8 protein-coding genes are annotated in these 13,423 nt (G+C 61.0%); 1 reads left to right on the top strand and 7 read right to left on the bottom strand.

Going from position 1 to position 13,423, the window contains the following annotated elements; all coding sequences use genetic code 11:
- Positions 1-5: 5 nt before the first annotated feature.
- From PspCFBP13509_RS01120 to PspCFBP13509_RS01100, 5 genes are all read right to left on the bottom strand, one after another.
- On the bottom strand, positions 6-1,571 hold the full coding sequence (locus PspCFBP13509_RS01120) for a M91 family zinc metallopeptidase (RefSeq protein ID WP_083381319.1): 1,566 nt from the start codon (positions 1,569-1,571) through the stop codon (positions 6-8).
- Positions 1,572-1,690: 119 nt separating this feature from the next.
- Positions 1,691-2,590, bottom strand: coding sequence for a polysaccharide deacetylase family protein (locus tag PspCFBP13509_RS01115; RefSeq protein WP_074844323.1), 900 nt, complete (start codon positions 2,588-2,590; stop codon positions 1,691-1,693).
- Between the two features lie 84 nt (positions 2,591-2,674).
- On the bottom strand, positions 2,675-3,925 hold the full coding sequence (locus tag PspCFBP13509_RS01110; protein ID WP_065928275.1) for an OprD family porin: 1,251 nt from the start codon (positions 3,923-3,925) through the stop codon (positions 2,675-2,677).
- A 148-nt stretch (positions 3,926-4,073) separates the two neighbouring features.
- The gene (locus tag PspCFBP13509_RS01105; protein WP_065928274.1) at positions 4,074-5,687 is read right to left on the bottom strand and encodes a J domain-containing protein; all 1,614 of its coding nucleotides are present in this window, start codon (positions 5,685-5,687) and stop codon (positions 4,074-4,076) included.
- A gap of 10 nt (positions 5,688-5,697) precedes the next feature.
- Positions 5,698-7,395 carry a molecular chaperone HscC gene (locus tag PspCFBP13509_RS01100; protein ID WP_074844328.1) on the bottom strand — a complete coding sequence of 566 codons (1,698 nt, stop codon included), beginning with the start codon at positions 7,393-7,395 and terminating at the stop codon, positions 5,698-5,700.
- A gap of 342 nt (positions 7,396-7,737) precedes the next feature.
- On the opposite strand from PspCFBP13509_RS01100, the gene PspCFBP13509_RS01095 reads away from it, so the two are divergent.
- The gene (locus PspCFBP13509_RS01095) at positions 7,738-8,721 is read left to right on the top strand and encodes a hypothetical protein (RefSeq protein ID WP_137211454.1); all 984 of its coding nucleotides are present in this window, start codon (positions 7,738-7,740) and stop codon (positions 8,719-8,721) included.
- Between the two features lie 85 nt (positions 8,722-8,806).
- Here PspCFBP13509_RS01095 and adeC read toward each other — a convergent pair whose 3' ends face one another.
- Both adeC and PspCFBP13509_RS01085 read right to left on the bottom strand, forming a co-directional pair.
- On the bottom strand, positions 8,807-10,264 hold the full coding sequence (gene adeC / locus PspCFBP13509_RS01090) for an AdeC/AdeK/OprM family multidrug efflux complex outer membrane factor (protein ID WP_027604394.1): 1,458 nt from the start codon (positions 10,262-10,264) through the stop codon (positions 8,807-8,809).
- Positions 10,261-13,422, bottom strand: coding sequence for an efflux RND transporter permease subunit (locus tag PspCFBP13509_RS01085; protein WP_065928270.1), 3,162 nt, complete (start codon positions 13,420-13,422; stop codon positions 10,261-10,263). The genes adeC and PspCFBP13509_RS01085 overlap by 4 nt, the downstream gene beginning before the upstream one ends.
- Position 13,423 lies beyond the last annotated feature (1 nt).

The raw sequence follows: 13,423 nt of genomic DNA, 5'->3' as shown, positions 1-13,423 counted from the left end.
CAGGCTCAGGCCCGCTTTGTCGTGTAGACCCTCTTGCGCAATGGAAGCCCCATCTCTTCTTTCAGGCCGTTTTCGGTAAATTCCCGTGGATTGGTGGTGGTTTTCGCGGTGCTGGGGTCGCCGTCGAAATCAACCGGGGGGACTGCCGTTTGCAGACCGATCGCCTGCCGCTCTATGTTGGGTTCGCGTTCCTGGTGAGTGTCGGGTGTTGCAGTTTCTCCCTTTAGATTTTGACCTGTGGCACCCGCGAATGCGTGTCCCCTCTCATGAGCGAGGCTGGTGATCGGGGGAGATCTGTCGTCATACATATACATCGGGTTGTAATTGATCGTGCCCAGGTCAGCCGTTTCTCCCGGTTCACCCTCCACGATGTAACCCAACTGTGAATCGGTCAGTGATTCGACGTCGCCGCCTGCTTGAAGATACCGTTGAATGGCTTGGGTGTTGAAGCCGTAGGTCATGTCATCACGGGTGTCCAGCTCGCGCAGGGTGACTGGCGCGTTGTTGCGTGCCGCCAATTCGTCCTCTTTCTTCAACGACTGCTGGCCTATGGGCGACATTCTCAATAGCTCCAGATCGTCTTCGACCCGCTGTCTGAACTCGGCGGAACCCTCGACCAGATAGGCTGTTTTGCCGGCGTCACTGGGCGTTACATCAAACCTGCGTGAGCTGAGCGAGCGGATCACATTATCCGAAGGTTTGGCGTAGATAACCGTGTTGTCATGGTGAGACCTCACGTTGTTATGACCTCTGCCGGTGTAAATGACCGAGCTGCCAAGACTGACCATCAGGTTGTCACCACCGCCACCGTGCATCACGGTGTGGCCATTTTTGGCGATCATGAAGTCATGACCACGACCTCCATCCATATGCACGATTCGACCGACAGGTCCTTCCAGGGCCTGCAGACGGTCATTACCATTGCCGCCATAAAGCGCACTGCTACCACTGCCCGCGACCAGCGTGTCGTTGCCTTCTCCGCCCGATGCGACTCCACGGCCCTTGCCCATTTCGATAAAGTCGTCGCCCGCGCCGCCCTTGATTTGGGTGGTACCACCACCGCCACGGGCGTAGTCGTCACCGTCTCCGAGGTCGATCCTGATGGGCGTCGTCACGTCCGGAGCCACCACCACACAGTCGTTGCCGCCGTGGGTCTTGATATACAGGGGCTGGACCATGCCCAGCTCGGGGCGATTGAGCAGCTCAAGGGTGTAGGCTTTATCGTTGACGGTAGCGAGCAGCTTTCCATCGGAGGTACGGGTGATGTTCACCCGGTCTGCACGGTTGCCGGTTTCCAATACGATTTGACTGAATATTGTGCCGACGTCGCCGTTTTGTGCGGCGCTGAATTCAACCTCCTGGGAGATTTTTACGTGTTTGTCCTGAAACAGGACCTCGCTGTTTACGTAGCTTTTGTGTCCCAGGGCGACTTCGGGAGACGGCCGGGAGGAGGGAGTCAGGGCATCGGAGTCAGGGCGTTTGTATTTGATGTGGACGGGGGGTTCTGGCGTTGCCGGTGATGGGCTGTTGGTGTAGTTCGTCAGCACGGGCATGGACGCAGAGATAGTCATGGTTGGACTCGATCGTGGTTGGCGGGCGTTCCTTTGAGTGGCGGGAGGGGAAATGCTGTTCCAAGGAAAAAGCAGTCAAACGCTGTCTTGATATTGCATGCCTTAAGAACGGCCTGGAGTTAATGGGAGTCGGCGTCCCACACCCAATTCCACACGCCCGGCAGATGCACTGCTTCATTCACGTCTTTGACCGTACGCACCAATGCCGCGCGTTGCAGGGCGGCCGTATCGGTGTAGAACGGTTCGGCTGCGGTCTTCATGCCATTGACTCGTGCGCTGTCCAGCAGGATCTGCAGGTATTCCTGCATATGCCGCGCGGTATAGCGGTTGATGTCGTGGAAGGTCACCACCACCGGAATCACACCGTCCACCGTCGGTAGCTCCCCCAGCGCGATGCGCTCGCGCACCACCGACAGTTGTCGATACAGGTTGGCGCGGCGCCTTGGGCTGCCATTGAAGCCCCAGATCTTGCCGTCATTGGCGCTCAGGTCGGTCAGCAGGACCTGCATGCCATGGCGCTGGTAGGCGGCGAAGGTGCGCCGGTCGTAGTTCCAGAACGGCGGGCGGACCAGCACGGGCGGCGCGCCGGTGATCGAGGCGATATCGCTCGCGCCCTGACTGAGGGTGCGTTCCAGCTCGGCATCATTCAGCCAGCGGTGGTTGGTATGAAAGGTCGTGGCAGTGTGAAAAGCCAGCACATGCCCGCCGGCGTATTCACGCTCCATCGTCTTGCGCCCCCGCGAGCTGCCGCCGGAACGCGACGATTCGGTCTGCAGGAAGAACACCGCCTTGATCCCCGGCAGCACCGGGTTGTGCGCCAGGTCGGCGATCACTGAACGGCTGGGGTTGTCGTAGCCCGAGGCGCTGGGGCCGTCATCGAAGGTCAGCAAAAAACGGATCGGCGCCTGGGCTTGCAGGCGTTGCTCGGTCTGCGCGGTCAGGGCAATGGGCGCGCCGATACAGCCGCTGAGGCTCAAGGCCAGGGCAAGCACGGCGGATGCGATGGCAAAGGATTTCATGGTGTGCGCAGGCTCGGATAAGAGGCCGCTGCTGGGCGGATCAGCAGCGGCAGGCGCGCACGATACAGTAAGTGCGGCGCCGGATTACAGCAGACTTATCGGGTAACTGACGATCAACCGGTTTTCATCGAACTCATTGTTGCTGTAGTCGCGGCGCATGCTCGAATTGCGCCAGCGCACCATAAGGTTTTTCACCACGCCGCTCTGTACGGTGTAGCCCAATTCGCTTTCGCGACCCCATTCCTTGCCGTCGGTGATGGTGCCGGTGTGCACGTTGCTGCCGCTGATATAGCGGTTCATCAGGGTCAGGCCCGGTACGCCGAGGGCGGCGAAGTTGTAGTCGTGGCGCACCTGCCAGGATTTTTCCTCGGCGTTGTCGTAACTCGAGTTGTAGCTGTCGTTGGCCAGGGTGCCGCCGCTGGTGCCGTTGACGCGCATCCACGCGCTGTTGCCGGTGAGTTTTTGCAGGCCGACGTAAAAGGTGTTGCCGCCATACTTGGCCGAGAACAGACCGGACCAGGTTTTGTTGTCCAGGTCGCCGGCGCGGGCGCTGCCGTCGTCCTTGCCGTAGAAGAACCCGAGGTTGGCGCCCAGGGTCCAGTCGCCCAGGGGCTGGCTGTGGATCAGGTTGACGAACTGCTGGCTGTAGATGTCCTTGAGCTGGGCGTTCCACACGCCGACCTGGGTGCGTTTGTCGTTGAAGGCGTACTCGCCGCCCTGGAAGTTGAAGCGGTCCGAGGTGAACGCGGTTTTGCCGACCATCGACATGTCCGACATGCTGCTGTCGTCGCGCGGGCTGTTGGCGCGGAACTGGCCGCCGTACAGGGTCAGGCCGTCGATTTCCTTCGAGGTGATCTGCCCGCCGCGCAGGGTTTGCGGCAGGGAGCGGCCATCGTCGGCACGCAGGATCGGCAGCACCGGCATCCATTCGCCGACCTTCACTTCGGTCTTGGAAATACGCGCCTTGAACGCCACGCCGAGACGGCCGAATTCATCTGCAGGGCGGCCATCGTGGTCCAGCGGCAGCAATTGGGTGCCACCGGTACCGCGCCCGCCATCGAGCTTCAACGAGTACAGCCCGAGCACATCCACACCGAAACCGACGGTGCCTTGGGTAAAGCCGGACTTGGCGTCGAGGATGAAACTCTGTGTCCACTCCTGCGCGCCACCCTGGGTTTTGGTGGGGTTGGTGAAATTGCGGTTGAAGAAGAAATTACGCAGGTTGAGGTTGGCGCTGGCGTCCTCCAGAAAACCGTGTTCTTCGGCGACGACGGGCATGGCAAGACTGGCGATAGCGGTGGCCAGCAGGAGCCGGCGCGGGTGAAAAGTGCTCATGGTGGTGGACCTGTTGTTATTGGGTTTATGCAGGTGGCGGCCATGGTGCGGGGCGGTGCGGGGGCGGTTCAATCGGGGCAGGGCGGGTTGTGGGCGATGATCGAACGCAAGTTGCCGGGCGCACAGGCCCGGCCTCGGCATTGCGGGGTTATCGCTTGGGCAGGTCGAAGTGGGTCCAGGGCACAGTCGGCAGGTAGTGTTGCGCAGCTACGATCAGCGCCACCATCACCACCAGGAACACCCCTTGCAGAGGGCTCCAGAAGGCCCAGTGCAGGCCGTTCAGCCAGGGGTAGCCTTCGGCGAACTTCTGGCTCATATGACCGATGCGTTTTTTGTGCAGCAGGTTGATCAGCAGCGCGCCGGCATAGGTCACCGCACCCAGTACACCGAGCATCAAGCCGCAGGCCACCAGCATGATCGCCTGCGGTACGCCGTGGCGAATCACCAGCCAGTAGTCGTTGGGGTTGATTCGCTTGGGGATCAGGTACTGGCTCAGCCACACATCCAGCACCCGATAGGTTGAACTCATCCCGGCCCACATTTGGGTGACGCGAAAGCCAACGGCCGCCGGCACGAACGCCATCAGCATGAAAATGACCAGCGACATCCCGTCCATTCTGTCTGGCTTATCGTGGGCGATGCTCAGGCCAAGCCCCAGGGCGAAGACGGCCCATAGCCGGATAAACACCTGGGTGTAGATCGGCCGGGGCACGAATTTGCGCCAAAAGAACAGGTCTGTTTGAGGCAGGCGCTCGACCAGTTGCGGATAGCGCCAGGTCAGTGTTTGCGCCAGGTGCTGGCAGGCGTTCCACTCGTTCTCGCCAAACCCATCGATCAGGCGTTTGTGTTGCGTGGCGGACATCGGCGTCAGCAGCAGGCGCGCGGCCAGGGCATCGGCTGATGTGCGCCGCGTGTCCTGGGCCTTGTCCTGCAAGTTGGCGTAGAAACTTTCCTGCTCGCAACGCGACACCAATTCGCGCCACATCCACGCCGGTTCCGGGTAGACGCCTTTCTGGTCGTCCCAGCCGAATGCCTGGCACACCCGCTCGAACAGCGGCACGCTCCATTGGGTGTCATGCAGCAGGTGCAGGACGATGCGCTGCCACTGCTGTTGCAGGTCGAACACCCGCAGCCAGGGTTGGTCGTTGTACTGCGTGAGCTGGGTGATGAACTCGCGCTCGGCCTTTTGCTCCAGCAGTTCCTGCAGGGTGCGGCGGTAGTCTTGCAGCAGCTCGCCGGTCAGCGCTTCGTATTGCCAGGACGTCATCGCCACCTGCTGCCAGGGGGTCAGCCATTCCAGGTGTTGCGCGGCCCAAGCGGCGATGGCGCTGCGTTCGCCCGGTGCTTCGAAACAATGGCGCAACAGGCCGGCCTGGAACGCATCGGTGCAGCCCTGTTGCCGAGCCTGGGCCCAGCGCTCGTCGAGGTTACGCGCGTTAAGGCCGTCGAGCAGTGCCTGGGCCGGGTCCGGTGTGGGGGCGTCGAAGGGCGCCGGGCTGACGGGGCTGATGTCCAGCAATTCGGCCAGGTCATTCAGGTTGGCGTAGGCCGCTTCGGCCACGGGCGCCTGGACGGGTTCTGCCTCTTCGTTATCCGCTCGCCAGCGTGCTTCATTCAGCGCGTGTTCATAGGCCTCGCGCAGGCGTTGGAAGCCTTGGGCGTCGTCGTCCGGGCGGCAGTTTTTCAGCAGACGCGCATAGCTGCGCTTGATGGTGCGCTCGTCGGCGTCCTCCGGCAGTTGCAGTACGGTCCAGCAATCCATCGGTGTGCCCTCAGCGCCAGAACCCGTTGTCGAGTTGCTCAAGTTGACGGCTCAGTTCGCTGCGGGCGTCGCGGATGCGGCGTTCGTCCTGGGTGTCGAGTACCTGCTGGAACTGCGCCGCCCAATGGCCGAACTGTTCGCGCAGCTCGCCGAGGTTTTCCTGGTAGAGCCGTTCGAGGCGGGCGACGAGCACGGTATTGACCTGCTGGTCGCGTGGGTGGACCTTCAATTGCGCCAGGGCCTGCAGGCGTTGCTGGATCTCCTGCGGGTTGAGCACGCCGGGGTTGTTCTCGATCACCAGCGAATGCTGCTCGCCGGTCAGCGGGATATTCACCTGGGCTTCCAGCAGGCCGTTGTTGTCGTAGGTGAAACGCACGTCCAGGGAGACTTCACCGGCCTTGCGCTTGGGCACCGGAATATCCAGTTGGCCCAGCTCGATGTTGTCTTTGACCAGGCGGCTTTCGCCCTGGTAGATCTTCAGCAGTACGTGGGCCTGGTCGTCGTGCAGGGTGACCACGCTTTTGACCCGGCTGACCGGCACGCTGCTGTTGCGTTCGATCAACGGCAGGTAATGGCCGCTTTCGATATGGCCGCCGTATTGGTTGGAGGTTTCGATGCCCAGGGTGTAGGGGCAGACGTCGGTCAGCACCACTTCTTCGAGGGCCGCGGAACGGGCCTTGAGGGCGGCCTGGATCGCCGCACCGTGGGCGACCACCTGGTCGGGATCGAGGCTGATGGAGGGAAAGCGCCCGAACAGGCCGGCGGCGAGTTTGCGCACCAGCGGCATGCGTGTGGTACCGCCCACCAGCAGGATTTCATCCAGGTCGCCGACCCGAATCCGTGCATCGCGCAGGGCGCGTTCGATCGGCGCGCGCAGGCGTTCCAGCAGCGGCGTGTAGAGCTTGGCCAGTTCCTGTTGGGTGATGGTTTTCAGCCATTGCTGGCCGTCGACACGCAGGGCGAACTCGGCGCTGTCGTCCTGGCCCAGGGCTTTGCGTACGCGCTCGGCTTCGCGGCGCAGGGCTTGCAGCACCGTGCTGGTGGGCGGGAAACCCGTGGCGTTACGTTGGCTGTCGACAAAGTGTTCGAGCAACAGGGTGTCGAAGTCTTCGCCACCGAGAAAGTTGTCGCCGGCGCTGGCACGCACTTCCATTACCCCATCGAACAGCTCGATGATCGACACGTCGAAGGTGCCGCCGCCAAGGTCGAAGACCAGGAATGAGGTTTCTTTATCCCGCTGATGCAGGCCGTAGGCCAAGGCCGCGGCGGTCGGTTCGTTGATCAGTTTCTCAACGCTGAGCCCCGCCAGTTCACCGGCGATGCGTGTGGCCTTGCGTTGGCCGTCGCTGAAATAGGCGGGCACGCTGATCACCGCGTCGGTGACGGTTTGACCATAGGTACGCTCGATGTCCTCCTTGAGGCTCTTGAGCACCAGGGCAGAGAGTTCTTCGGGGCGGAACGAGCGGTCGCCCAGGCGCACTTCGGTGGCGCTGCCCATGTAGCGCTTGAACAGCGAGGTGGTCAGGTGCGGGTGGGTGTGCAGGCGCTCCTTGGCGGCCTGGCCTACCAGGACACGGCCTTGGTCATCCAGCCCGACCACGCTGGGGGTCAGCAACTGGCCCAGGGCATTGGGCACCATTTCGGCGGCATCGCCGCGCCAGACGGCTGCGAGACTGTTGGTGGTCCCCAGGTCGATTCCTACGATCATTACGACAAGCTCCCTCTGTGGTCTGTAAGAATCTGTTACCAATTTTACCCTGAAAGCTTGAGCGGAAAGCAAGGCGGGAGACTGTTCTTACAAGCGGGCTTATTGTAGTTGGCAGGCTTGTTGTGGTGAGCGGGCTTGCCCCGCGCTGGGGCGCGAAGCGGCCCCAAATCCTGCCAATGCGTTCTGCCTGAAAGAACGTGGCGCCTGCATCAGGGCCGCTTCGCGCCCCAGCGCGGGGCAAGCCCGCTCACCACGGAGAGTGTCCAACCTGTCAGCCTTATGCTTAACCGCTTCTGCGTCTACTGTCAGGGTTGACAGTAGATGACCCGTTTTTGAAAGCCTATGTTCAAGGCGGTGGCAGTATTTTTGCTGGTGCTCAAGGGAGAAGTGCTCATGAGCTTTGGAACAGAAATGGGTGAGTTTTTAACCTCGTCGAATACGTTCAACGCGGACCTGATCTTTGGGAATAAAAAGAAGATCCCGATTACATTCGACACATTCGAGTTGATCTATATCGAGGGTTCTCAGTTTTTCATTCGTTTAGGGTTTGAGGGCAATCCGGGGTCCAGAAATGAACTGACTCTTGAGGCTAAAGAGTTGAAAGCAGGCCAGACCTATCCGATCCGGCCGCAAGACCCTGGAATCAGGACAACCTTTGCCTTCGGAGCACGCATCGAGTATTTCCCGGCGGAATATTCGGGGTTCCTGACCGTTGACCGTCTTGACTACAAGGACGGCCATCTGGCGCTGAGCATGCAGTTCTCCATCTACTTCGAGCCACAGGGCAAGGGCGATATGGAAGTCGTTTGCCATGCCCTTCAAATCACCGGCGCGTTAGCAAACCACCGCGCAACGGGTAAGTTTGTACCCAAGCACCGAGCGCAAGCGAAGGTTCCAGTTTTTTGTGAGATCGACGCCAGTGTCGATGGTAGTTATGACCCCATCGACCTGGGTGATGTATTTTTCGTGATCTACTCAGACTCGAGTTATTTTATTCAGTGCTTGCCCCGTCATGGAGGTGATCGTGCGTCCCTTGAGTTTGCAGGGAGTGCCTTGAAAACCTTTACTGATTATCCAATCACAGCGCCTGGGGGGGCGCCAGAAAGTGTTGATACGCTTCTTATTATGCGGCCTGAATTCTCATACGGGTTTTCTGATCCGACGGGTACATTCCGCGTAAGGCGCACTGAAGATTCAGAGGAAGGGTTCTGGTTTATCGCTGAGTTTAATTTCTCACTCACTGCCCGCAACGCCGATGGAAGAGAAATCGAATATAAAATTACGAGCCTTAGGTTTCAGGTGCAAGTCAGTGAATTGAGAACTTAACCTTGGCACCCAGCCTTTAAAATATCGCGGGCCATAAAAAACCGCCTCCTGATAAGGGAGGCGGTTTTTGTTTATTGCGGCGCTATCAGAACAACTTCAACGCCGGTGCTTCTTCTTTCAACGGCTCGTTCTTCGCGGTCTGCTCGTTCCAGCCGCCGCCGAGGGCCTTGTACAGGTTGACCTCGCTGGTCAGCTGCGCCAGGCGGTCGGTGATCAGCGATTGCTGGGCACTGAACAGTTGGCGCTGGGCGTCGAGGAAGGTCAGGTTGCTGTCGACACCGATGCGGTAGCGACGCTCGGCCAGGCGGTAGTAATCCTGGTTGGCCGCGACGAAGCCACGCTGGGCCTCCAACTGCTGCTTGTAGGTCTCACGCGCGGCGAGGCCGTCGGAGACTTCCTGGAAGCCGGTCTGGATCGCCTTCTCGTAGTTCGCCACGTTGATCTCTTTCTGGATCTTCGAATAGTCCAGGCTGGCGCGCAGGCTGCCGGCGTTGAAGATCGGGATGTTGATCTGCGGGGCGAACGACCAGGTGCCCGAACCGCCTTTGAACAGGCCGCCCAGGGTAGGGCTGGCGGTACCGGCGCTGGCGGTCAGGCTGATGCTCGGGAAGAACGCTGCACGGGCCGCACCGATGTTGGCGTTCGCGGCCTTGAGGTTGTACTCGGCCTGCACGATGTCTGGACGACGTTGCAGCAGGTCGGAGGGCAACCCGGCTGGTACGTCGCTGAGCAGGTCATCCGACAGCGGCTTGCTGGCGATATTCGCCGGCAGGCCGGTGCCCAGCAGCAGGGTCAGGTTGTTTTCGTCCTGGGCCACCTGGCGGGTGTAGCGTGCCAGTGCCACGCGGGCATTTTCCACCGAGGTGCGCGCCTGGCTGAGGTCGAGGGCCGAAGCCACGCCGACTTCATTGCTGCGCGAGGTCAACTTGAAGCTCTGCTCGTACGCGCCGAGGGTGTCCTGGGTCAGCTTGAGCAGTTCCTTGTCGGCCTGCCAGGTCAGGTAGGCATTCGCCACGCTGGCCACCAGGCTGATCTGGGTGCTGCGCCGTGCTTCTTCAGTGGCGAAGTACTTTTGCAGCGCTTCTTCACTCAGGCTGCGCACACGACCGAACAGGTCCAGTTCATATGAACTGATCCCGAGGCCGGCCGAGTACTGGCTGGTGATGGTCGATTCGCCGGTCTGTGACAGCTTGGCCGGGGTGCGCGAACGGCTGCCGCTGCCCGTGGCCGATACGGCCGGGAACAGGTCGGCACGCTGGATCTGGTACTGCGCCGCATACGCGTCGATGTTCAGGGCCGCGACACGCAGGTCACGGTTGTTCACCAGCGCGGTCTGGATCAGCTGTTGCAGGGCAGGGTCATGGAAAAACTGCTTCCAGCCCTGCTCGGCAGCGGCCTGGCCCGGCGCCTGGGCCGACGAATACGCCGGCCCCTGTGGGAACTGAGCTGCCACCGGCGCTTCAGGGCGCTGGTAGTCAGGGATCAGCGAGCAGCCACTGAGCACGAATGCGGTGACGGCTAAGGAAAGTAGCGACTTGCTCATTGGCCAGCCTCTTGAGGAGTTTGCTTAGGTTCAGTCTTGTTACGTTCGCCCATGGCGGACACGCTCGCGAAGAACAGTGGCACCCAGAAGATCGCCAGCACCGTGGCCGTGATCATACCGCCAATTACACCGGTACCGATTGCGTGCTGGCTGCCTGAGCCGGCGCCCGAGGAGATCGCCAGCGGCAACACGCCGAGGACGAACGCCATGGAGGTCATGATGATTGGCCGCAGGCGCATCCGCGAGGCCTCGATGGCCGCCTCGACGATGCCTTTGCCTTGCTCGTGGAGTTCCTTGGCGAACTCCACGATCAGGATGGCGTTCTTCGCCGCCAGGCCCACCGTCACCAGCAAGCCCACCTGGAAGAACACGTCGTTGGACAAGCCGCGCATGCTGGTGGCGATCAACGCACCCACCACGCCCAGTGGAACCACCAGGATCACTGCGATCGGGATCGACCAGCTTTCGTACAGCGCCGCGAGGCACAGGAACACCACCAGCAGCGACAGCGCATACAGTGCCGGCGCCTGGGAGCCGGACAGGCGTTCTTCATACGACAGGCCCGTCCAGGCGTAGCCCACACCCGCCGGCAGCTCCTTGGCGATGCGTTCGACTTCGGCCATGGCGTCACCGGTACTGTAGCCCGGTGCCGGGGTACCGAGGATTTCCATCGCCGCTACACCGTTATAACGCGAGAGCTTCGGCGAACCGTAGATCCACTTGCCCGAGGCGATGGCCGACAATGGCACCATCTTCCCGGAGTCGCTGCGCACGTACCATTTGTTCAGGTCTTCCGGGGACATCCGGCTGGCGGCTTCACCCTGCACGTAGACTTTCTTCACCCGACCACGGTCGATGAAGTCGTTGACGTAGCTGCCACCCAAGGCAATCGCCAGGGTCTGGTTGATGTTGGACAGCGTGATGCCCTGGGCGCTGGCCTTCTCGTCGTCGACGGTGAGCTCGTATTGCGGCTCATCGTTCACGCCGTTGGGGCGCACACCGGCCAGGATCTTGCTCTGGGCAGCCATGCCCAGGAACTGGTTACGCGCCGCCATCAGCTTTTCATGGCCGACACCGCCCTGGTCTTGCAGGAACACGTCGAAACCGGTGGCGTTACCGAGTTCCAGTACAGACGGCGGCACAATGGCAAACACCATGGCGTCCTGGAAGGTCTGCATGAAGTAACCCTGGGCACGCTTGGCAATCTCGAACACCGAGGTGGACGAGTCGCGCTCATCCCACGGCTTGAGCATCACGAAGGCCAGGCCCGAACTCTGGCCACGACCGGCGAAGTTGAAGCCGTTCACGGTAAACACCGATTTCACGCCTTTGCCTTCGCCTGGTTCGCCTTCCTTGTCATTGAGCAGATAGGCACGCATGTCGTCGATGACTTTTTGCGTGCGTTCAGCCGAAGAACCTACCGGGGTCTGCACCTGGGCAAAGATCACGCCCTGGTCTTCATCGGGCAGGAACGCAGCCGGGATGCGCATGAACAGCCAGATCATGCCGGCGATGATCAGGGCGTACACCAGGAACGCCGGGATCTTGTGCTTGATCATGTTACCCACGCCGCGCTCGTAGCTCAGTACGCCACGGTCGAAGGTGCGGTTGAACCAGCCGAAGAAACCACGCTTGGGTTGGCCGTGTTTTTCCGGGTCGATCGGCTTGAGCATGGTGGCGCACAGGGCCGGGGTGAAGATCAGGGCAACCAGTACCGACAACGCCATGGCCGAAACGATGGTGATGGAGAACTGTTTGTAGATCACACCGGTGGAGCCGCCGAAGAACGCCATCGGCAACAGTACCGCCGACAGTACCAGGGCAATACCCACCAGGGCGCCCTGGATCTGGCCCATGGACTTGACCGTCGCCTCTTTCGGCGACAGGTGCTCCTCGGCCATTACCCGCTCGACGTTTTCCACCACGACGATGGCGTCATCCACCAGCAGGCCGATGGCGAGGATCATGCCGAACATGGTCAATGTGTTGATGGTGAAACCGAACGCCGCGAGGATCCCGAAGGTACCCAGCAGTACCACCGGTACGGTCATGGTGGTGATGATGGTGGCGCGGAAGTTCTGCAGGAACAGGAACATCACCAGGAACACCAGCACGATCGCTTCGATCAGGGTGTGCACCACACCGGAGATCGATTCGGTCACGACCGGGGTGGTGTCATACGGCACCACCGCCTTCATGCCAGGCGGGAAGAACGGTTCCAGGGACGCCACGGTGGCACGGATGGCCTTGGCGGTGTCCAGGGCGTTGGCGCCCGACGCGAGCTTGATCGCCATGCCGGAAGCCGGGTTGCCGTTGAACTGCGCGCTGATGCTGTAGTTCTGGCCGCCGAGTTCGATACGCGCCACGTCACGCAGGCGAACCTGGGAACCGTCGGCATTGACCTTCATCAGGATGTTGCCGAACTGCTCAGCCGTCTGCAGGCGGGTCTTGCCGATGATGGTGGCGTTCAGTTGGTTGCCGGGCAGGGCAGGCAGGCCGCCCAATTGACCGGTGGCCACCTGGACGTTCTGTGCCGAGATGGCCGTGCTGACATCCACCGGCGTGAGCTGGAAGTTGTTCAGCTTGGCCGGGTCCAGCCAGATACGCATGGCGTACTGCGAACCGAACACCTGGAAGTCACCCACACCTGCGGTCCGGGAAATCGGGTCCTGGATGTTGGAAACGATGTAGTTGGACAAGTCATCCTTGGTCATGCTGCCGTCTTCCGACACCAGGCCGATCACCATCAGGAAGTTCTTTACCGACTTGGTTACGCGGATACCCTGTTGCTGCACTTCCTGCGGCAGCAGTGGGGTCGCCAGGTTCAGCTTGTTCTGCACCTGCACCTGGGCGATGTCCGGGTTGGTACCCTGGTTGAACGTCGCGGTGATGGTCATGCTGCCGTCGGAGTTACTGTCCGAGGCCACATAACGCAGGTTGTCGATACCGTTGAGCTGTTGCTCGATGACCTGCACCACGGTGTCCTGCACGGTTTGTGCGGACGCGCCTGGGTAGGTTACCTGGATGTCGATGGCGGTTGGCGCGATGGCCGGGTATTGGTTGATGGGCAACTTCAGGATCGACAGTGCCCCGACCAGCATGATCACCAGGGCAATTACCCAGGCGAAAATGGGACGGTCGATAAAAAATTTCGACATG

Origin of the sequence: Pseudomonas sp. CFBP13509 (assembly GCF_005233485.1) — a bacterium.
Classification (GTDB): domain Bacteria; phylum Pseudomonadota; class Gammaproteobacteria; order Pseudomonadales; family Pseudomonadaceae; genus Aquipseudomonas; species Aquipseudomonas marginalis.
Note: the sequence above shows the minus strand (reverse complement) of the source record. Positions and strands in the feature narration are given on the sequence as shown.